This is a genomic window from Pseudoxanthomonas sp. F37, assembly GCF_022965755.1.
In the GTDB taxonomy this organism is placed as follows: Bacteria; Pseudomonadota; Gammaproteobacteria; order Xanthomonadales; family Xanthomonadaceae; genus Pseudoxanthomonas_A.
Genome location: NZ_CP095187.1, coordinates 2,628,394 through 2,645,439, shown reverse-complemented (window position 1 = coordinate 2,645,439; position 17,046 = coordinate 2,628,394). Strand labels below are relative to the sequence as shown.

24 protein-coding genes and 1 pseudogene are annotated in these 17,046 nt (G+C 70.0%); 9 read left to right on the top strand and 16 right to left on the bottom strand.

Annotation, left to right across the window (positions count from 1 at the left end; all coding sequences use genetic code 11):
* The first annotated feature begins 173 nt into the window (after positions 1–173).
* From MUU77_RS12420 to MUU77_RS12410, 3 genes are all read left to right on the top strand, one after another.
* Positions 174–1,334 carry a polyketide cyclase gene (locus MUU77_RS12420; protein ID WP_245087312.1) on the top strand — a complete coding sequence of 387 codons (1,161 nt, stop codon included), beginning with the start codon at positions 174–176 and terminating at the stop codon, positions 1,332–1,334.
* Between the two features lie 145 nt (positions 1,335–1,479).
* Positions 1,480–1,848: a DUF423 domain-containing protein gene (locus MUU77_RS12415; RefSeq protein ID WP_245087309.1), complete on the top strand. Its 369-nt coding sequence runs from the start codon at positions 1,480–1,482 to the stop codon at positions 1,846–1,848.
* A 1-nt stretch (position 1,849) separates the two neighbouring features.
* The gene (locus MUU77_RS12410; RefSeq protein ID WP_245087305.1) at positions 1,850–2,524 is read left to right on the top strand and encodes a DNA-3-methyladenine glycosylase; all 675 of its coding nucleotides are present in this window, start codon (positions 1,850–1,852) and stop codon (positions 2,522–2,524) included.
* Positions 2,525–2,531: 7 nt separating this feature from the next.
* Here the strand turns inward: MUU77_RS12410 and MUU77_RS12405 are convergent, their stop codons facing one another.
* From MUU77_RS12405 to MUU77_RS18510, 8 genes are all read right to left on the bottom strand, one after another.
* Positions 2,532–3,029: a hypothetical protein gene (locus MUU77_RS12405; protein ID WP_245087302.1), complete on the bottom strand. Its 498-nt coding sequence runs from the start codon at positions 3,027–3,029 to the stop codon at positions 2,532–2,534.
* A 108-nt stretch (positions 3,030–3,137) separates the two neighbouring features.
* The gene (locus MUU77_RS12400) at positions 3,138–3,968 is read right to left on the bottom strand and encodes a M15 family metallopeptidase (RefSeq protein WP_245087299.1); all 831 of its coding nucleotides are present in this window, start codon (positions 3,966–3,968) and stop codon (positions 3,138–3,140) included.
* 9 nt (positions 3,969–3,977) lie between these two features.
* Positions 3,978–4,523, bottom strand: coding sequence for a PH domain-containing protein (locus MUU77_RS12395; protein WP_245087296.1), 546 nt, complete (start codon positions 4,521–4,523; stop codon positions 3,978–3,980).
* Between the two features lie 22 nt (positions 4,524–4,545).
* The gene (locus MUU77_RS12390) at positions 4,546–4,725 is read right to left on the bottom strand and encodes a DUF4177 domain-containing protein (protein ID WP_245087293.1); all 180 of its coding nucleotides are present in this window, start codon (positions 4,723–4,725) and stop codon (positions 4,546–4,548) included.
* Positions 4,722–4,922, bottom strand: a complete 201-nt coding sequence (locus MUU77_RS12385; protein WP_245087291.1) for an Arc family DNA binding domain-containing protein — start codon at positions 4,920–4,922, stop codon at positions 4,722–4,724. Before MUU77_RS12385 ends, MUU77_RS12390 begins: the two co-directional genes overlap by 4 nt.
* A complete protein-coding gene (locus tag MUU77_RS12380; protein WP_245087288.1) occupies positions 4,919–5,194 on the bottom strand; it encodes a hypothetical protein in 276 nt (91 codons plus the stop codon). Before MUU77_RS12380 ends, MUU77_RS12385 begins: the two co-directional genes overlap by 4 nt.
* Before the next feature lie 13 nt (positions 5,195–5,207).
* A complete protein-coding gene (locus MUU77_RS12375; protein ID WP_245087285.1) occupies positions 5,208–6,071 on the bottom strand; it encodes an SPFH domain-containing protein in 864 nt (287 codons plus the stop codon).
* 21 nt (positions 6,072–6,092) lie between these two features.
* Complete coding sequence (locus MUU77_RS18510) at positions 6,093–6,215, bottom strand: hypothetical protein (protein WP_256452052.1); 123 nt, start codon at positions 6,213–6,215, stop codon at positions 6,093–6,095.
* 122 nt (positions 6,216–6,337) lie between these two features.
* Here MUU77_RS18510 and purT point away from each other — a divergent pair, with 122 nt between their 5' ends.
* Together purT and MUU77_RS12365 are read left to right on the top strand one after the other, a co-directional pair.
* Positions 6,338–7,522 carry a formate-dependent phosphoribosylglycinamide formyltransferase gene (gene purT, locus MUU77_RS12370; RefSeq protein ID WP_245087282.1) on the top strand — a complete coding sequence of 395 codons (1,185 nt, stop codon included), beginning with the start codon at positions 6,338–6,340 and terminating at the stop codon, positions 7,520–7,522.
* A 10-nt stretch (positions 7,523–7,532) separates the two neighbouring features.
* Positions 7,533–7,838 (top strand): hypothetical protein, encoded by a 306-nt coding sequence (locus MUU77_RS12365; protein ID WP_245087279.1) that lies wholly within the window; start codon positions 7,533–7,535, stop codon positions 7,836–7,838.
* On the opposite strand, the gene MUU77_RS12360 is transcribed toward MUU77_RS12365, so the two are convergent.
* The 3 genes from MUU77_RS12360 to MUU77_RS12350 are packed head-to-tail and all read right to left on the bottom strand — an operon-like array spanning position 7,828 to position 10,386.
* Positions 7,828–9,033, bottom strand: a complete 1,206-nt coding sequence (locus MUU77_RS12360) for an endonuclease/exonuclease/phosphatase family protein (RefSeq protein WP_245087276.1) — start codon at positions 9,031–9,033, stop codon at positions 7,828–7,830. The two genes, MUU77_RS12365 and MUU77_RS12360, sit on opposite strands and share 11 nt — an antisense overlap.
* A gap of 46 nt (positions 9,034–9,079) precedes the next feature.
* Positions 9,080–9,805, bottom strand: coding sequence for an arginyltransferase (locus tag MUU77_RS12355; protein WP_245087273.1), 726 nt, complete (start codon positions 9,803–9,805; stop codon positions 9,080–9,082).
* Positions 9,802–10,386, bottom strand: coding sequence for a hypothetical protein (locus tag MUU77_RS12350; RefSeq protein WP_245087270.1), 585 nt, complete (start codon positions 10,384–10,386; stop codon positions 9,802–9,804). Before MUU77_RS12350 ends, MUU77_RS12355 begins: the two co-directional genes overlap by 4 nt.
* Positions 10,387–10,530: 144 nt before the next feature.
* Between MUU77_RS12350 and MUU77_RS12345 the strand changes: the two are divergent.
* A pseudogene (locus MUU77_RS12345) lies at positions 10,531–11,043 on the top strand (calcium-binding protein); the annotation flags it as partial.
* Positions 11,044–11,076: 33 nt separating this feature from the next.
* The gene (locus MUU77_RS18570; RefSeq protein ID WP_345779079.1) at positions 11,077–11,253 is read left to right on the top strand and encodes a hypothetical protein; all 177 of its coding nucleotides are present in this window, start codon (positions 11,077–11,079) and stop codon (positions 11,251–11,253) included.
* A gap of 47 nt (positions 11,254–11,300) precedes the next feature.
* On the opposite strand, the gene MUU77_RS18565 is transcribed toward MUU77_RS18570, so the two are convergent.
* The 5 genes from MUU77_RS18565 to MUU77_RS12320 all read right to left on the bottom strand — a co-directional run bounded on the left by MUU77_RS18565 (position 11,301) and on the right by MUU77_RS12320 (position 15,885).
* Positions 11,301–12,446: an RNA polymerase sigma factor gene (locus tag MUU77_RS18565; protein ID WP_345779053.1), complete on the bottom strand. Its 1,146-nt coding sequence runs from the start codon at positions 12,444–12,446 to the stop codon at positions 11,301–11,303.
* A gap of 78 nt (positions 12,447–12,524) precedes the next feature.
* Positions 12,525–13,739: a sigma-70 family RNA polymerase sigma factor gene (locus MUU77_RS12335; RefSeq protein WP_245087264.1), complete on the bottom strand. Its 1,215-nt coding sequence runs from the start codon at positions 13,737–13,739 to the stop codon at positions 12,525–12,527.
* A gap of 78 nt (positions 13,740–13,817) precedes the next feature.
* Entirely contained in the window at positions 13,818–14,330 is a 513-nt protein-coding gene (locus MUU77_RS12330; RefSeq protein WP_245087261.1) for a DUF2007 domain-containing protein, read from the bottom strand.
* 10 nt (positions 14,331–14,340) lie between these two features.
* Positions 14,341–15,255, bottom strand: a complete 915-nt coding sequence (gene tesB, locus MUU77_RS12325; RefSeq protein ID WP_245087258.1) for an acyl-CoA thioesterase II — start codon at positions 15,253–15,255, stop codon at positions 14,341–14,343.
* 57 nt (positions 15,256–15,312) lie between these two features.
* Positions 15,313–15,885: an N-acetylmuramoyl-L-alanine amidase gene (locus MUU77_RS12320; protein WP_245087255.1), complete on the bottom strand. Its 573-nt coding sequence runs from the start codon at positions 15,883–15,885 to the stop codon at positions 15,313–15,315.
* 77 nt (positions 15,886–15,962) lie between these two features.
* On the opposite strand from MUU77_RS12320, the gene MUU77_RS12315 reads away from it, so the two are divergent.
* Both MUU77_RS12315 and MUU77_RS12310 read left to right on the top strand, forming a co-directional pair.
* On the top strand, positions 15,963–16,454 hold the full coding sequence (locus MUU77_RS12315) for an MOSC domain-containing protein (RefSeq protein ID WP_245087252.1): 492 nt from the start codon (positions 15,963–15,965) through the stop codon (positions 16,452–16,454).
* Entirely contained in the window at positions 16,451–16,978 is a 528-nt protein-coding gene (locus MUU77_RS12310) for a YqiA/YcfP family alpha/beta fold hydrolase (protein WP_245087249.1), read from the top strand. The genes MUU77_RS12315 and MUU77_RS12310 overlap by 4 nt, the downstream gene beginning before the upstream one ends.
* Positions 16,979–17,046: the final 68 nt, after the last annotated feature.

Here is a 17,046-nt window from a genome sequence, read left to right as displayed (position 1 = left end):
TTCGGGCCGGGTTCCGCAACGGCATGCCGGCCGTGGCCCGAAAAGGGGCTCCATACGCCGCGGAATAGGGCGGCCAACCGGTGTCAGGTGGGCTGCGCGAAGCCCGGCAACCCTGCTAGGATGCGCGGTGCATTTTTTTCACGGCCGAGGCACCGGCCCCCGGAGACTCCTGAATGACCCGTTTGATCGAGTTCGTGATTGCGTTGGCGCTGGTCCTGGCGCTGTTTCTGGTGATCGGCCTGATCCTGCCGTCCTCGCGCGAATTGCAGGAAAGCGTCGAGACCAACCGCCGCATGACCATCGTGTTCGACACGCTGAACAACGTGCGCCGACTGAAGGACTGGAACCCGCTGGTCCCGAGCGCGGCCAACGAACTCAGCTACTCCGGCGGCGAAGACAATACCGGCGTCGGCGCCAAGGTCGACTTCAATTCGGCCAACCCGGCCTGGGGCCAGGGCAGCTGGGAGATCGTCGAGAGCGAGCGTCCCGCCCCGACCGGCGGCCCGGGCAAGATCGTCTACGCGATCACCGACAAGCGCATGGGCACCGACAAGCGCAGCACCTTCGCGCTGGAGCCCACGGGCAAGAACAACCGCAACGTGAAGGTCACCCAGACCTACCAGGTCACCTATGGCTGGAACCTGATCGGACGCTACGCCGGCATGTACGTCAGCCGCCACGTCGGCGACGCGGTCAAGGCGGGCCTGTCCAAGCTGACCAACATGCTGGCCACGGTGCCGAACTTCGACTACCGCACCGAAGGCAGCCCGCTGACCGACCTGAAGCTGGTCGAACTGCCCGCCGAAGACCTGCTGGTGGTGAACGCCGGCAACATCGACCGCACCAACGATGCCATCAAGGCCTCGATCAAGCAGAACCAGGAGTGGATCAAGCGCGTGATGGAGGCCAATGGCCTGGTGGCCGCCGGTCCGGTGCGCATCATCACCACCGACTACGGCACCGAGAAGTACGCCTTCGACGTCGCCCAGCCGGTCCGCAAGGGCACGGCCGCGCCCAAGGCCGACGCCGCCGCCGAGGGCGAAGCCGCCCCGGCCGCCGCACCGGCCCCGGTCGCCTCCACCGGCGAACTGAAGGTCACCATCCCGTCGGGCGCCCCGGTGGAGTACGTGCGCACCGAGCCGCGCAAGCTCGCCTTCGCCAGCTACACCGGCTACATGGCCGAACTGGACAACCAGCGCAACGCGCTGCGCGCCTGGGCGGTCACCGCCGGCCACGAAGTGGTCGACCGTCCGTTCGAGTCCTGGAAGTCCGGCGTCGACGGCGCCTTCGAGGGCGACGGCAAGTTCGACATCTACTGGGCGGTCAAGCAGTAACACCACCCGGGCCTGCATCTGCGATGACAGGTAGGCTTCCAACGCGCCGCTTCATGCGGCGCGTTGCGTTTACGGGCATCGGTTTTTCCGCGATGCCTTCCGCCCCTGGCAGGATGCCGGTCTCCCCGCGAGGTCCGCTGAATCCATGAACTACGACCGGCGTCAACGCAAACCCTCCTTCCTGGCCCTGTCCGGTGGCCTGCTGGCCGCCGCCGCGGTCGGGCTGTCGGCCTATGCGTCGCATGGCGTCGGCGATGGGCCGGCGCAGTCGAACCTGCAGACGGCGGCGTTGTTCGGCTTCGGGCATGGCCTGGCGCTGGCGGCGCTGGGCGCGGGCACCACACGCCGGATGGGCAAGGCCGCGCTGTCGCTGCTGTTGCTGGGCACGCTGCTGTTCGCAGGCAGCCTGGTCGCCGGGGCCATGGTGGGAACCAGCACGCGCCTGGCGCCGGCCGGCGGCATCATGCTGATGCTGGGCTGGGTGCTGTGGGCCGTGGACGCCATCCGCCGCTGACATGCCCCGGCACGCACGCGGCTTCGATACCGAACAGGCCTGGGACCATCTGAGCCGGCGCGACCGCAGGCTCGGCACGTGGATGAAGCGGATCGGCTACATCGAACCGCAACCGGGCTGGCGCAAGCCGTTCGACCCGGTGGATGCGCTGGCGCGTGCGATCCTCTACCAGCAACTCAGCGGCAAGGCGGCCGCGACCATCGTCGGGCGCGTGGAAGCGGCCGTGGGCAGCACGCGGCTGCACTTCGACACCCTGGGGCGCATCGATGATGCGGCCTTGCGGGCCTGCGGCGTTTCGGGCAACAAGACGCTTGCGTTGCGGGACCTGGCGGCGCGTGAGCAGCGGGGGGAGATCCCGACCCTCCGGCAGATGTCGCTGATGGGCGAGGACGACATCGTCGCCGCACTGGTGCCCATCCGCGGCATCGGCCGCTGGACGGTGGAAATGATGCTGATGTTCCGCCTGGGGCGCCCGGACGTGCTGCCGGTCGACGACCTGGGCGTGCGCAAGGGCGCGCAGTTCGTCGACCGGCAGGAGGTCATGCCCACGCCGAAGGAACTGCTGGCGCGCGGCGAGAAGTGGGGCCCTTACCGCACCTATGCGGCGCAGTACCTGTGGCGCATCGCCGACTTCGGCAGCGAAGCGAAGACGGCGACGAAGCGGTCGCAGGATTGAGGTGGCGTCAGGCGTCGCTGGACTTGGGCGCGAACAGCGGGTCATCGCTCAGCGAGCGCTTCGGCGCCGGTGGGTTGCGCTTCCACTCGCGAAGGAAACGGTGGTAGCGGAATGTCGCCGTCATCGCGCGGAAGTAGAAGATCGCGAACACCAAGCCCAGCACCAGTCCAGAGGGCATGCCTGTGTCAATCATGACCAGCACCTTCGACAGTACGAAGTACGCGAGCATGATGGTGGCGGCTGTGCGGCTGCGCTTGTAGATGCCGAAGGCGAGGCCGGCGATCAGGGCGACGTCGATGAAGTTCCAGGCGGCATCGGTGTTTCCCGCTGAATCGCCCGAGAGTGCGATCAGGGTGACGATCAGTGTCATGACGCAAGAGACGCATGCCGCCACCCAGCCATGCTTGATGGGATGCGAAATCTCCTCGGGGACGTCACGCTCCAACGGCAGGCGCGTTTCGGTGATCGCGGTCGCCGGGCTTTCGTAAGGGTTGGATGGGTTCATCAAGGTCCTTCCTGGCCATGGAGATGGAGCCAGTCACACGCCCCCGCGGTCGACGACAGTGCAGTGCAGAAAGCCCCAGGGCGAGCGTGTCCGCTCCACCCCTTCCCGTCAAGCGAGCGATGGCCGAGCGAAGCACCAATGCCACGGCTCGTACACGATGCCGTGCGGGTTGTCGCGCGGGTAGCTCATGACGAAGCCGAAATCGCCGGCGTGCCGGGTGAGCCAGGCGAAGGCGGTGGTGTGCTCGAAAGATGCCTCGGCCGGCGGCTCTCCCGGCGTGCCGATATCGAGGGCACGGCCGCCATGGTGCTCGCTGTAGCCGGGAGCGGCGTTGACCTTGAGGATCTCCTCCACACGCTGTCCGCGCGCGCGCTTGCGTTCGAAGATGCCGAGTTGGTAGTCGTGGCTGCGATAGCCGGAGATGGCTTCCAGCACCACGCCATCGCGTGCGGCGGCGGCGCGCATCGCCCACCATCCGCGCGCCGCGGAGCACGTCAGCCAGAGCGGGCGGCGGTAGCGGTCGCGTCCTGCGAAGGCGAGGGCGGCCGGTTCGGCCACCAGGGCCAGGCCGGTGCGTTCGGCGTAGGCGTAGGCATCCAGTCCCAGTGCGTGCAGGCGTTCCTGCAGGGCGTGCAGCGGCAGCGCACCCTGGGCATCGGCGTGGAACCCGCGGGTGGCCGATTCGAAACGGTCCAGGGCATCCCACGCTTCGTCCAGGCCGGGTTGGCGCGGCAGGCCGGTCACCAGCGGATGCACGCCGCGCGCGGACACCGCCGCCAGGTAGCGGCCATCGTGCTTGCGGCGCAGCACCGCGTACGCGCCTGCCAGCGCGCGGGCATCCGCGTTGCTGCGTGCGCGCAGCAGGTCGGCCGGCCACAGTTCGATACGCGACGTGTTGAGCAGGACCGACTTCAGGGGCAGGGCAGGCAGGCGGCGCATGTCCGCAGCTTAGCGGCGGGTCACCGGCGCCGCCAGTTCGCGCAGCCGGGCCAGCAGCTCGGCCGGGCGCTCGGGGCTGACCAGCACCAGGCTGCCGTCGCGCAGTGGCAGGGTCAGCACGCGCGTGCGATCGGTGACCAGGCAGAACGCCTTGCCGAGGTTGCGCAGGCGGAAATGCCCGGCCTTCAATCCGGGCAGGCTGAAGCCGTTGGTCTTCAGCGTGGGCGAAAGCTCCGTGTGCTCTTCCAGGCTCACCACGCGGGCCTTGTCCAGGTCGACCGCTTCGATGGCGAACCGCTTCGTGTAGAACGTGGCGCGGACCTGCAGCTCGCGGTTGTCCAGGACGATCGCGCGCCGTCGCATCGCCACGGCCAGCACCCCGCCGACCAGCAGGATGAAGGGCAGGGTCAGCCAGGCCGCAAGCGGCGGCGGGGTGTCCGATGGCAGTGTCAGCGCGGCGGTGGTGGCGCCGATGGCGAGCACCAGCGGCAACCACAGCCACCCGTTCGCGTGCGTCGGCAGCGGTGCGACCGGAAAGTCCTGCGGCTGCTGCATGGGAAGACTCCTTGCGGGGAGATCAGGCGGGCTTCTTGAAGAACAGCCGCACCGAGACCTCGTGTTCGATGAAGAGCGTGCTGACCAGTTCCCAGCCCTGTGCGCTCATCTTGTCCAGCTCCTGCTGGATGCGGTCGGTCAGCTTGCCCGCGAACATCCTGTAGGGGATTTCGACGACCTTGTGGTTCCATCGGTGGTTCATGGCGATTCCTTCTTGGGGTGGTCCGGCGCGGCGCCGGTCCTGGGAAGCCGTCCCGCCTTGCGCAGCGCATCGCGCAACACGTATTCGATCTGCGCATTGAGCGAGCGCAGTTCGTCGTCGGCCCAGCGCTGCGCCGCGGTCAGCACGTCGGCGCTGATGCGCAGCGGATAGGCCTTCCTGTCCTGCTTCTCGCTCACTGGCGCTTACCCCTGCGGCGCAACTGCAGCACCATCGAGACGATCAGCGCGTTGACCAGCACCACCATCGCGATCACGACGCCCTGCGCCAGGCGGTCGTCGCCCCCCGCCCAGTACACGGCCACGGCGCCGGCCTGGATGGCCAGGCCGATCAGCACCCAGTGCAGGGCCATGCCGCGCGAACGCGGGTCGCCTGCCCGGCTCACCCACGCGCCGATGAGCAGCGCGGGCAGGCCGGAGAGCGCGAGGACGAGCGGTGCGAGCGCGTGCATGGCCTGGCGCCTGTCAGTAGATCGAGCCGGTGTTGACGATCGGCTGGGTGCCGCGTTCGCCGCACAGCACCACCAGCAGGTTGCTGACCATCTGCGCCTTGCGCTCCTCGTCCAGCTTCACCACGTCGTTCTTCTGCAGCTCGGCCAGGGCCATCTCCACCATGCCCACCGCACCGGCGACGATGCGCGTGCGCGCGGCGATCACGGCATTGGCCTGCTGGCGCTGCAGCATGGCCTGGGCGATCTCGGGCGCATAGGCCAGGTGGCTGATGCGCGCTTCGATCACGTCCACGCCGGCCTTGCCCAGCCGCTCCGCGATCTGCTCCTGCAGATGCTGGGAAATTTCCTGCGGATGGCTGCGCAGCGCGATCTGGCCTTCCTCGTGCTGGTCGTACGGATAGCTGGAGGCCATCGCACGCAGTGCGGCTTCGGACTGGATGTGCACGAAGCTCTCGTAGTCGTCCACGTTGAACACGGCTTCGGCCGAATCCACCACCTGCCACACGATCACCGCGGCGATCTCGATGGGGCTGCCGTCCAGTTCGTTGACTTTCAACCGGCTGCTTTCGAAGTTGCGGATGCGCAGGGAGACCTTGCGCTTGCTGAAGAAGGGGTTGTTCCAGCGCAGGCCGTTGTCCTTCACCGTGCCCACGTACTTGCCGAACAGGCTGAGCACGGCGGACTGGTTGGGCTCCAGCTTGTACAGCCCGGCCATCAGGAACATGACAGCGAAGCCGAGCAGGGCGGCCCCTCCCATGGACAGGGGCTGCTTGTGGACGGCGCCATGGATGAACAGGGCGGCGATTCCCAGTGCCAGCACCAGCAGGCCCAGCAGGGCGGGAATTCCGGGCAGCGACGACTTGGCGTTCTCTTTCATGGTCTTGGTCTCGGGACGGGGTTACCGCAGCGACAGGCCGCTGCCCAGCGCGAGCAGGGCCACGGAGAGAAGAAGCAGGCCGCAGGTGATCCGGTGCGCGTGGGCGGGCCAGCGGCGCTGGATCTGCTTGATCACATGGAGCATGGTCGGTCCCCTTGGTTGGCTTGCATGTATCAGATATCAATTTGATATCAAATGTCAACGGCCCGTGCCACCTTCCGTCGGGCCGGCCGCTACACTGGCGCCCCCTTTCCTGGAAGTCGCCCATGGTCACGCTCGGTACGCCGCTGTCTCCCCACGCCTTCCGTGTCCTGCTGCTCGGGTCGGGCGAGCTGGGCAAGGAGGTGGCCATCGAGCTGCAGCGGCTGGGGGTGGAAGTGATCGCCGCCGACCGCTACGCCGACGCGCCGGCCATGCAGGTGGCGCATCGTGCGCACGTCCTGGACATGCTGGACCCGGCCGCGATCCGCGCGCTCATCGCGCAGGAACAGCCGCATCTGGTCGTGCCCGAGATCGAGGCGATCCATACCGAGACGCTGGTCGCGCTGGAAGCGGAGGGCGCGGCCCGGGTGATTCCGACGGCACGTGCCGCGCGCCTGACGATGGACCGTGAAGGCATCCGCCGGCTGGCCGCCGAAACGCTGGGCCTGCCCACCTCGCCGTACCGCTTCGTCGACACGCAAGCCGAATACCGCGAGGCGGTGCGTGCCATCGGCCTGCCGTGCGTGGTGAAACCGGTGATGTCCTCCTCCGGCAAGGGCCAGAGCACGCTGCGCAGCGAGTCCGACATCGATCCGGCGTGGGAGTACGCGCAGACCGGCGGCCGCGCCGGCGCCGGCCGCTGCATCGTGGAAGGCTTCATCGACTTCGATTACGAGATCACCCTGCTGACCGTGCGCCACGCCGGTGGCACCGCGTTCTGCGAACCCATCGGCCACTGGCAGAAGGACGGGGACTACCGCGAAAGCTGGCAGCCGCAGCCGATGTCGCCGCGCGCGCTGGAGCGGGCGCAGCGGATCGCCCGGGCGGTGACCGACGACCTGGGCGGCTGGGGGCTGTTTGGGGTGGAGCTGTTCGTGAAGGGCGACGAGGTGTGGTTCAGCGAGGTCTCGCCGCGTCCGCACGATACCGGCCTGGTCACGCTCGCCTCGCAGGAGCTGTCCGAGTTCGCGCTGCACGCGCGCGCCATCCTCGGCCTGCCTGTCCCGGTGATCCGCCAGAACGGCCCGTCGGCCTCATGCGCGATGCTGGCGCACGGCCATGGCGTGCCGGTGTTCGGCAACGTGGAAGGCGCGCTGGAGGAACCCGACACCGGCCTGCGCCTGTTCGGCAAGCCGCGCGTGGACGGCCACCGCCGTGTCGGCGTGACCCTGGCGCGGGGCGAGGACGTCGACATCGCCCGCTCCAAGGCCCGCGCCGCCGCCGCGGCGATCACCATCGAACTGAAGTGAGGCGCGCGCGATGAATGGCCATGGAGGTTATGCCGTGTTCTTCTTCCCGCAGGCACTGGAGGCGCTGGGCGAAGCGGTCAAGCCCTACCTTACCAGCCAGCCCGACGGGCCGCACATCTTCTGCCGGGAGATCGACACCGGCGGCGCCTTCACCGAAATGACCCTGGTGGGCAAGGACGCCGAAGGCCACGACGTGCAGGTGGAGCTGATGGTGCCCGGCAGCATGATCCGGATGATCGTCTCGGCGCAGAGCGAAGCCGTGTTCGGTTTCGGGCCGCGGGTCGTTCCCGCGCCCGCGTCGGCGCCTACAGCGTAAGGTCCACCCACACCAGGTGGTGGTCGCTGCCATCGGCGATGGCGGCGTCCGGATGGCTCTTCTTCGGCCAGAACACGCCGCTGCCCACGGGCGTCAGGCCCGTGGACGGCAGCACGTAGTCCAGCCGCAGGGCGCCGTTGCGGCGGCCGAAATCCCCGGTGACGTGTGCGGGTGCACCGCGGCGCTGCATGCCCTTGGCGGCGTAGGCGAGCGCGGTTTCCTCGCCGCCCTCGCTGCGTGGGGTGGCCAGGCGCAGCACGCGCGGATGTTCGAGCAGTTCGACGATGGCCTCGTGCTGGCCGTCGCCATCGGCGGGATCGTTGTTGAGGTCGCCGGCGATGACGAAGCGCGCATCGGCGGGCAGGCCCCCGCAGCGGCCCTGGTCGTCGCACAGCCAGGGCGCGTCGCCGGACGCGAGGTATTCGCGCCACAGCCGGATCTCGTCCGCATTGCGCAGTCCGTTGCGGTTTTCCGGGCCGTCGAACACCGGTGGCGTGGGATGGGAAACCAGGAAGTGCAGCGTGCCGCCGGGCGTGCGCACCGGTACGTCCCAGTGCGATTTGGACGACAGCCGCAGTTGCGTCCAGACGTGGTCGGCGTAGAACGGCTGTCCGGTGGTGGGGTCGACCGGATTGGTGGCGCCGGGCAGCGCGCTCCAGCGCAATAGCTGGAAGGTGCGTACGCCGGCCTCGTCTATCGGGAAGCGCGACAGCACCAGCATGCCGTACTGGCCCGGGTGCAGGCCGTAGCCCCAGGCGTCGTTGCCGCGCTCGCGGCCCTGGGCGCCGACGCTGCCGTTGCGGTCCAGGTCCAGCCCGCTGGGCACGCCGGTGTTCACCGGCGCCAGATAGCGGTACGGGTAGTGCAGCGGCTCGCCGCCACCGGGTTGGGCGACACCCAGGTAGCGCTCCTGGAACAGGTCGGCCGCGCGATGCGCCGGGTCGTAGTCGAATTCGTTCAGCAGCACCAGATCGGGCCGCACCTTCTGCAGCACGGCCGCAATCTTGCGCGCATGCGCATCCTCGCCCTGCAGCTGGCGGATCACGCCGCCGGCCTCGTCCGAATACAGTGATGTGTTGTAGGTGGCGACGCGCATCGGGGTCGCGAGCGCGGGCGCATCTCCACGCTGCGGGGACGTGCCGCTGCAGGCGGCCAGGGCGAGGATCATCGGGAACAGGGCGGCAGGGATTCGCATGCCGCCATGATGCCACGCGCGGATGACATCCCCGCGTTGGCGCCGCTTACCCGGCGCGGCGCCACTGGCGGCCGTCGAAGTGCTCGAGCGGCCGGAAGCGCCGCTTGTAGTCCATCTTGCGATGACCCTCGATCCAGTAGCCCAGATACAGGTGCGCGTAGCCGTCGCGTCGCGCCCATTCGATCTGGCGCAGGATGGCCAGCGTGCCCAGGCTGCGCGCCTCCTGTGCGGGATCGTAGAAGGTGTACACGGCCGACAGCGCGCCGGCGATCACGTCGGTCACGGCCACCGCCAGCAGCTCGCCGTCCTCGCGCAGTTCCACGAAGCGGCCACGCGACCAGCTGCCCACCAGGAACTGGTCGAACTCGATGGCGCCATGCTCGTCCATGCCGCCCAGCGGATGCCGCGCGGCCAGATAGCGCTGGTACAGCGCCAGGTGCTCCTCGTTCCGCAGCGCCGCGACGATGCGCGTTTCGACACGGGCGTTGCGCGCGGCGCAGCGCCGCTGGCTGCGGTCGGGCGCGAAGTCCGCCACCGGGATGCGCACCGCCACGCATGCGCGGCACTGCCGGCAGTGCGGGCGGTAGACGATGTCGCCCGAGCGGCGGAAGCCCCACGACAGCGCGTCGGGGTACAGCTGCGGCAGGCGGGGGTCGCGAGGATCCAGCACCAGGTCGCGCGCCACCCGGTCCGGCCAGTAGCCGCATGGATGCTCGCCGGTGTGGAACAGGCGCAGGTCGTCGATCGGCTGGGTGTTCTCGCCCATGGTCATGGCATCCAGCGTGCGGCGAGCGGCCAGAACGCGGCGCCCGCCAGCGTCCCCGCGATCGCGCCGGCCACGAGGTCGCGCGGCTCGTGCCGGTGCAGCGCCAGGCGCGACCACGCCACCGCGACGGCGAACAGCAGGGCCGCCAGCGTCCAGGCCGTACCGAGTTCGCCCAGCATCCACGCGGCGAACACCGCGAACGCCATGTGCAGCGACAGCTTGCACCAGCGTGCGGTGGCCATCGCCGCCAGGATCATCGCCGCCGACATCGCCAGGCCCAGCGCGAACACCGGCTGCGTGCCGCGCCATGCCAGCAGCGCCGCGCCGGCCGCCAGCGCCGCGAACAGGAAACGGTTCAGATGCCCGCGTTCGTGGCGTGCGCTGGCGTCCACGTGGGCCCAGCGGCCACGACGCACCTGCCAGGCCGAATAGCCCATGACGAGGACGGCGAACACCCCGAATCCCGCCGCCGACCACGCCGCGGCGGCGCGGTCCCCGCGCGCCAGGGCGATCGCCACCACCGCCAGCGGCAGCACCAGCATCGGATGGCCGAAGGTCGAAACGGCGCGGGCGAGGGCGTGGGACATGCCCGCAGCATACTGCGGCGCCCGCGTCGCGTGGGCCGCGACCGTCCGCCGGCTGAACGCGCACGCCCACGCGTCAACCCGGACCGCACGCGGGCGTTTTCCCTGCCAGTGGCGCAGTTGGCGCCGCGTCTCCAGGAGAACACGATGAACCGCAAGACCCTGCTTTTCGTGGCCGTGCTGGCCGCCCTCGGCGCCGGCTCCACGCTGGCCGCCACGCAGGCCGCAGATGCGCAGAAGCCGGCGCGCGCGAGCCTGGACAAGAACAATGACGGCGCGATCGACAAGGCCGAAGCCGCCGCGCATCCGCGCCTGGCCGAACGCTTCGCCGACCTGGACAGCAACGGCGACGGCAAGCTCAGCGCCGAGGAACGTCCGCACCGCCAGGGCATGCGCGGCCCCGGCCGGCATGGCGGCGGAGAACGCGGTGCGATGGCCTTCAGGAAGCTCGATGCCGACGGCGACGGCAAGGTCAGCCGTGCAGAGGCGGCAGCCGATCCGTCGTTCGCCGGGCGCTTCGACAGGCTGGACGCCAACAAGGACGGCGCGATCGACCGCCTCGACCGCGAATTGCGCGGCCAGCAGCGCCGCGACGCATGGTTCGCCAAGGCCGATGCCGACAAGGACGGCAAGCTGACCCGCGCCGAGATCGACCAGGCCCACGCCGCGCGCCGTGCCGAGGCCGGCCAGCGCATGCAGGCCCGCATGGACCAACGTTTCGCGACGGCGGATGCGAACAAGGATGGGCGCCTGTCGCGCGAGGAAGTGAAGGACGGCCGCCTGGCCAGCCGCTTCGACGCGCTCGACACCGACAAGGACGGTTCGCTGTCGAAGGATGAGCTGGCCGCGGGCAGGCCCGCCCGCCGCTGAGCGGAACGGCGTGCACCCGGCCATCCGGGTGCACGCGCCATCGGGCTTCAGAACGAAAGGCGGCCGGACATCACCAACCCGGCGATCACGCCCGCACTTGCGAGTCCGATCGCGATCACCAGCCCCCACACGCGCCAGAAGCGCTGGCGTTCGATTTGCCGCCGCGTGCCTTCCGGGTCGCGTTGGAGGTCACGGGCCTGACGCCGCCGCAGGATGCGCGGCAGCCAGATCGCACTGGCCCAGCAGATGCCGCCCATGTAGACCAGGGTCAGTCCCAGGTGAGGCATCCAGCCGCGCACCTGCGTCAGTGCCAGGATGCCGACGATGAAGCCGAGAATCAGCAGGGTGCAGAACGCGCCATAGAACACCAGGTCGCGCCGCTCGCGCGCGTCCAGCGGATCCTTCAACGGCTTGCGGATGCCGAACCACACCGCGCCGATGCCGACCAGCGTGCCGAACGCGGCCGCGCCCAGCGCGCCTCCCACCAGTTTGAGCAGGCCCTTGCCGGCTGCTGCGCCACCGGCGCCCAGTACCACCGCGCCCGCCGACGGTGGCGCCGCGATCGCGATCACGCCCAGGACGCCGCTGGCGAATGCCGCAGACGGCGCCGAAGCGCGCGCGAACTCGCCGAAGCGCACCATCAGTTCCTCGCGCACATACTGGCGTGCGCGCGAGAGCCGTTTGCGCACGGCGGCATCGGTGATGCCGAGCAGCGCGGCGACCTGCTGCGAGCGCTGGCCCTCGCGGTAGTACAGCAGCAGCACTTCGCGGCTGTCTTCCGGCAGGGCGGCGATCACTTCGCGCGCCGCGGCTTCCTGTTCGGTCTGCAGCAGCGTTTCCGCGGGCGTGGGCGCGGTGTCGGCGGCCAGCGTCAATACGATCTCGGCGGCCTCGCCGGTCATGGGGCGCCGCCGCTGGGCGCGCAGGTGGTCGCGGGCCAGGTTGCGGGTGATCTCGCGCAGCCACGGCAGGAAACTGTCGGGATTCTTCAGCGTCGCCAGTTGGCGCCAGCCTTTCAGGAAGGCCTCCTGGGCGATGTCTTCGCTGGCGTGTACGTCGCGGGTGATCGCCAGGGCGATGCCGGTGACGGCGTTCTGGCACAGCGCGACCACGCGGCCGTAGGCGGCCTGGTCGCCGCGCGCAGCGGCCGGCAATGCATCACGCAGGGAAAGTTCGATCGTCAAGGTATCCATCGGGTCTCCGCTCGTCCGGTTCGTGCAGGCACGACGACCGGCGGCGCCGAGTGTGACCCGGGCGGCGCGATGCGGGAACTAGAAGGCCAGGCGTCCGCTGCCCACCAGCGCGTACAGGATCGCCGCCAGGGCCAACACGCTGGTCAGCGCCACCGCCTTGCGGCCGATGATGTAGTCGTAGCCCCGCCGGCGCCGGGCGTTGGCGGGATGGGCCAGGATCGGGTCCATGATGCGGGGCAGGGTGACCAGGTACTGGTAGTTGATCACGCACATCCCCGCCACGGTGACGGCGAGGATCACCTGCCACCCCGGGGCCAGCACGGTCGCCAGCATCAGGCCGACCATCCAGGCCGCCCCCGTGCCGGCATTGAGCGCCATGAAGCGGCGTACCTGAAGGCGTTGCTGGGCGGTCTGGCAGAAGCGGGCCAGATACCACCAGGTGAAGGCATACCCGACCAGGCCGCCGATCACGCCGCCCACCGCACCGCCGAGAGCGGCGGGATGGTGGGTGACGTGTTCGAGGATGACGCCCAGCGAGCCGCCGGCCACCCCGCCGGTAACGCCGCCGGTGGTCAGGCCGCCCGTGCCCAGCTTGCCCAACAGCCCCGTGCCCAGCACGCCGGAGCCGATGACCGTCGCCGCGCTGGCCGCCGGCATGGCGCCGACCAGTCCACCCAGCACGACCATGGTGAAGGCCGCGGTCGGTGCCGAGGAACGCGCGAATCCGCCGAACCGCTGCAGCAACTCGTCGCGCACCAGGGCGCGCGCGCGCGACAGCCGCTTGCGCACGGCGGCATCGCTGAGGCCCAGCAGGTCGGCGACCTGCTGCGAACTCTGACCTTCGCGATAGAACAGCAGCAGCGCCTCGCGGCTGTCTTCCGGCAGGGACGAAATGATGTCGGCCGCCACCCCTTCCTCTTCCGTCCGCAGCAGGCGTTCGGCCGGCGTGGGGTCGGGATCGGCCGCCATGCCGATGGCGATCTCGGCCACTTCGCCCGACATCGGGCGCCCATGCTGCGCGCGCAGCCAGTCGCGGGCGAGGTTGCGGGTGATCTGGCGCAGCCACGGCAGGAAGCTGGCGGTGTTCTTCAGCCGGTCCAACTGCTGCCATGCCTTGAGGAAGGCCTCCTGCGCGATGTCTTCGCTGGCCTGCACATCGCGGGTGATCGCCAGCGCGATGGCGGTGACGGTGTTCTGGCAGGCCTGGACGATGCGGCCGTAGGCCTCCTGGCTGCCGCGCGTGGCGGCGGGCAGTTCGGTCTGCAGCATCAGGTCCAGGGCGAGGGCGTTCATGGCGTCAGGATCATCGGGTGGGCTGATGACCCTGACGGGCCGGGGCGACGGATGTGACCGGACACCGCGGCCAGGCGGTCAGCCGCCGGTGGCAGGCTGGATGCGGATGCGCTCTTCCTCCGGCGCTTCGTCGGCCGGCGCCGCCGGCGCCGGCTGCGTCTGCGGCGGCGAGGGGAGCGGAGCGGCAGGGGCAGGGGCAGGCACCGGGCGCCGCATCCACATGATGGCGGCGGCCAGCGCGATGAGCGCCAGCAGGACCAGGCGGATACGCCAGGCCCAGGAACGTTGCGGCACGGCGGGCGTGTCCTGTGCGCTGCGGAAGGTCAGCGTGGGTCCCTGGCCCGGGCGCGTGGTTTCCAGCAGGCCGGCCTGTCGCAGCAGTTCGCGCGCGCGCGGCTGGTCCTCGGCATGGCGCACCCAGACGGCGGGCTGCTGCTGTGCCTTCACCGGCTCGGTATAGCTGAACTGTCCGCTGCGCTTGCTCTGGTAGGAGCGCCCGTTGCTGATGTGCACGGGAATGCCCGCATCGGTCAGCAGCCTGGCCACGCCCTCGACGGTTTCGATGCGCTGGCTGGAGAAGACTTGCCGCATGCGGGAGGCCTCAGTCCTTCGCCGGCACGGCCGAGGCCGCTTCGGCGTCCGGCACCACCCGGATCAGGCCTTCCTGCGCCGAGCTGGCCACCAGCCGGCCCTGGCGGTCGAAGATCTGCCCGCGCGCCAGGCCGCGCGAACCGCTCGCGCTGGGGCTGTCGATCGAATACAGCAGCCAGTCGTCCGCACGGAACGGGCGGTGGAACCACAGCGCGTGGTCCAGCGAGGCCATCTGCACGTTGGGCTGGTAGTAGCTGATGCCGTGCGGATACGTGGCGGTGCCCAGCAGCTGGAAATCGGAGGCGTAGGCGAGCAGGGCACGGTGCAGCTCCGGCGAATCGCCCACCGGTTCGCTGAGGCGGAACCAGACCTGCTGGAACGGTGGGCGCTTGGGCGGGTTCAGTTCGTCGCGCGGATAGACGTGGCGGAACTCGAAGGGCCCGCGCCGCGACAGCCAGCGCTGCACTTTCGGCGGCAGCGTGCCCATGACCTCGGCGGGCACCGCCGGCGCCGGCGCGATGTCCTCGGGCTGGGGTACCTCCGGCATGGACAGCTGGTGCTCAGCGCCGCCTTCTTCGGCCTGGAAGGACGCGGCGCAGAAGAAGATCACCCGGCCGTGCTGGATGGCGGTGACGCGGCGCACGGAGAAGCTGCCGCCATCGCGCGTGCGGTCCACTTCGTAGACGATCGGCGCCTCGATGTTGCCGGCGCGCAGGAAGTAGGCGTGCAGCGAATGCGCGCGGCGTTCGCCGCTGCTGCCGTCCACCGTCGCCTGCGCCGCCGACAGCGCCTGGCCCAGCACCTGGCCGCCGAACACGTACTTGGTGCCGATGTCGCGGCTCTGGCCACGGAACAGGTTGTCTTCCAGCCGCTCCAGCGACAGCAGTTCGATCAGCTCGGAGACGACGGGTTCGGGTGCGGGCACGGCAGGGCCTGGGGTCTTGGCGGACGGCGATTATACCGGCCGCCCGTGCGTGGCCTGTCAGGGCATCAGCCTTTCCAGCGGGGTCGCACGCAGCACGGCCTCCCAGGGGAACAGCGGGCCCGGGTCCATCTTGCGCGGCACGCTGACGGTGGGGTCGTCGCTGGCGGGCTCGCGCGCGGTGTCCAGGTCCTCGTGGCCGGCGATGTGGCGCAATGCGGGCAACTCGCGCCGCAGCTGGTCCAGCAACGCGATCAGCGCACGGATCTGCGCATCGGTGTAGGGCTCTTCCATCTTCTGGCTGCCGCTGGCGAGCCAGTCGGGATAACGGCCGGTGTTCACCAGTTCGATCCCCACCGAACGCGGGTTGTAGCCGCGCACGTGGTGGGCCACGCGCTCCGGCCGCACGTAGACATGCACGCTGCCGTCCCGGTCGATGTAGTAGTGGCCACTGTTGCCGGTGCCGGACGCATGCAGGATGCGTTCGCCGTAGTGACGTGCCATCGCCAGGTCGGGCAGTTCGGTGCAGTGGATGACCACCAGGTCGATCTGCCCCAGGGGCCGCGCGTCCAGCCTGTCCTCGTAGGGCAGCGGATCGACGACAGGGGCGCGCGTGGGCGGTTCGGTGCTCATGCGCCGATGCTAGCAGGCGGGGGCGGCCCCCGGCCCGGTCCGGTAAACTGACGGTCTTCCTTTCCGTCCGGTTCCGCATGCCGCTCAACCCCGACTCCCCGCTGGCCAGGCTGATGGCCACCCTGCCGCGTGCCGGCAAGGTGGAATGGATCGGCCTGCGGCCGGCCCGCGACCAGGCCATGGTCGCCACCCGGACCGTCCAGGCCATCGCCGGCGCGGGCCTGGTCGGCGACCGCTACCAGGGCGGCAGCGGCAAGCGCGGCATCACCCTGATCCAGGCCGAGCACCTGCCGGCCATCGCCGCACTCGCGCAACGTCCCGACCTGGCACCGGCGCTGCTGCGCAGGAACGTGGTGGTCTCCGGCATTCCGCTGGTCGCGCTGAAGCAGCGACGCTTCCGTATCGGCACGGCGGTCTTCGAGGGTACCGAGGAGTGCGACCCCTGCTCGCGCATGGAAGACGCGCTGGGCCCGGGCGGCTACAACGCCATGCGCGGCCACGGCGGCCTGTGCGCCCGCATCGTCGAAGGCGGCACCTTCGGTCTGGGCGATGCGCTGGAGGCGTTGTGATGCGCGGCCACTGCATCCTGTCGCACGGTTTCGAGAGCGGTCCCGACGCCACCAAGGTCACCGCGCTGGCCGACGTGGCCGAACGCCTGGGCTGGACCCACGAACGGCCCGACTACACCGATCTCGACGCCCGCCGCGAGGTCAGTTCGCTGGGTGATGTGGTCGCCCGGCTCGATCGCCTGCGCACGCTGGCGCAGGCGGCCGCCGCGCGCGGCCCGGTGGTGCTGGCCGGTTCCAGCCTGGGTGCCTACATCGCCGGCCGCATCTCGCTGGAGGTGCCGGTGCGCGGCCTGTTCCTGATGGCGCCGCCGATCACGATGGGCCCGTTGCCGGAACTGGACGCCGCCACGGTGCCGGTTTCCATCATCCATGGATGGGATGACGAACTGATACCCGCGCAGGCCGTGACCGACTGGGCGCACGCGCGCCGTGCACGCTTGCTGCTGGTCGATGACGGGCATCGCCTCTCCAGCCACGTCGAGGCGTCGGCGGAGGCGTTCGGGCAGTTGCTCGCCGCACTCTGATTCCCCCTGCCGTCATTCCGGCGCAAGCCGGGCTTTCGACCGCCGAAGGGCGGGCCATCCGTGTCGAT

What these genes read in the sequence shown, in the direction of transcription:
- MUU77_RS12315 (WP_245087252.1), top strand. Translation starts at nt 15,963, where the DNA reads ATGCCGCTCAACCCCGACTCCCCGCTGGCCAGGCTGATGGCCACCCTG.
- MUU77_RS12360 (WP_245087276.1), bottom strand. Translation starts at nt 9,033, where the DNA reads ATGCGAATCCCTGCCGCCCTGTTCCCGATGATCCTCGCCCTGGCCGCC.
- MUU77_RS12400 (WP_245087299.1), bottom strand. Translation starts at nt 3,968, where the DNA reads ATGCGCCGCCTGCCTGCCCTGCCCCTGAAGTCGGTCCTGCTCAACACG.
- MUU77_RS12330 (WP_245087261.1), bottom strand. Translation starts at nt 14,330, where the DNA reads ATGCGGCAAGTCTTCTCCAGCCAGCGCATCGAAACCGTCGAGGGCGTG.
- MUU77_RS18510 (WP_256452052.1), bottom strand. Translation starts at nt 6,215, where the DNA reads ATGCTCCATGTGATCAAGCAGATCCAGCGCCGCTGGCCCGCCCACGCG.
- MUU77_RS12380 (WP_245087288.1), bottom strand. Translation starts at nt 5,194, where the DNA reads ATGCACGCGCTCGCACCGCTCGTCCTCGCGCTCTCCGGCCTGCCCGCG.
- MUU77_RS18570 (WP_345779079.1), top strand. Translation starts at nt 11,077, where the DNA reads ATGCAGGCCCGCATGGACCAACGTTTCGCGACGGCGGATGCGAACAAG.
- MUU77_RS12390 (WP_245087293.1), bottom strand. Translation starts at nt 4,725, where the DNA reads ATGAACCACCGATGGAACCACAAGGTCGTCGAAATCCCCTACAGGATG.
- MUU77_RS12415 (WP_245087309.1), top strand. Translation starts at nt 1,480, where the DNA reads ATGAACTACGACCGGCGTCAACGCAAACCCTCCTTCCTGGCCCTGTCC.
- purT (WP_245087282.1), top strand. Translation starts at nt 6,338, where the DNA reads ATGGTCACGCTCGGTACGCCGCTGTCTCCCCACGCCTTCCGTGTCCTG.
- MUU77_RS12350 (WP_245087270.1), bottom strand. Translation starts at nt 10,386, where the DNA reads ATGTCCCACGCCCTCGCCCGCGCCGTTTCGACCTTCGGCCATCCGATG.
- MUU77_RS12395 (WP_245087296.1), bottom strand. Translation starts at nt 4,523, where the DNA reads ATGCAGCAGCCGCAGGACTTTCCGGTCGCACCGCTGCCGACGCACGCG.
- MUU77_RS12335 (WP_245087264.1), bottom strand. Translation starts at nt 13,739, where the DNA reads ATGAACGCCCTCGCCCTGGACCTGATGCTGCAGACCGAACTGCCCGCC.
- MUU77_RS12320 (WP_245087255.1), bottom strand. Translation starts at nt 15,885, where the DNA reads ATGAGCACCGAACCGCCCACGCGCGCCCCTGTCGTCGATCCGCTGCCC.
- MUU77_RS12420 (WP_245087312.1), top strand. Translation starts at nt 174, where the DNA reads ATGACCCGTTTGATCGAGTTCGTGATTGCGTTGGCGCTGGTCCTGGCG.
- MUU77_RS12405 (WP_245087302.1), bottom strand. Translation starts at nt 3,029, where the DNA reads ATGAACCCATCCAACCCTTACGAAAGCCCGGCGACCGCGATCACCGAA.
- MUU77_RS12355 (WP_245087273.1), bottom strand. Translation starts at nt 9,805, where the DNA reads ATGACCATGGGCGAGAACACCCAGCCGATCGACGACCTGCGCCTGTTC.
- MUU77_RS18565 (WP_345779053.1), bottom strand. Translation starts at nt 12,446, where the DNA reads ATGGATACCTTGACGATCGAACTTTCCCTGCGTGATGCATTGCCGGCC.
- MUU77_RS12365 (WP_245087279.1), top strand. Translation starts at nt 7,533, where the DNA reads ATGAATGGCCATGGAGGTTATGCCGTGTTCTTCTTCCCGCAGGCACTG.
- MUU77_RS12410 (WP_245087305.1), top strand. Translation starts at nt 1,850, where the DNA reads ATGCCCCGGCACGCACGCGGCTTCGATACCGAACAGGCCTGGGACCAT.
- MUU77_RS12375 (WP_245087285.1), bottom strand. Translation starts at nt 6,071, where the DNA reads ATGAAAGAGAACGCCAAGTCGTCGCTGCCCGGAATTCCCGCCCTGCTG.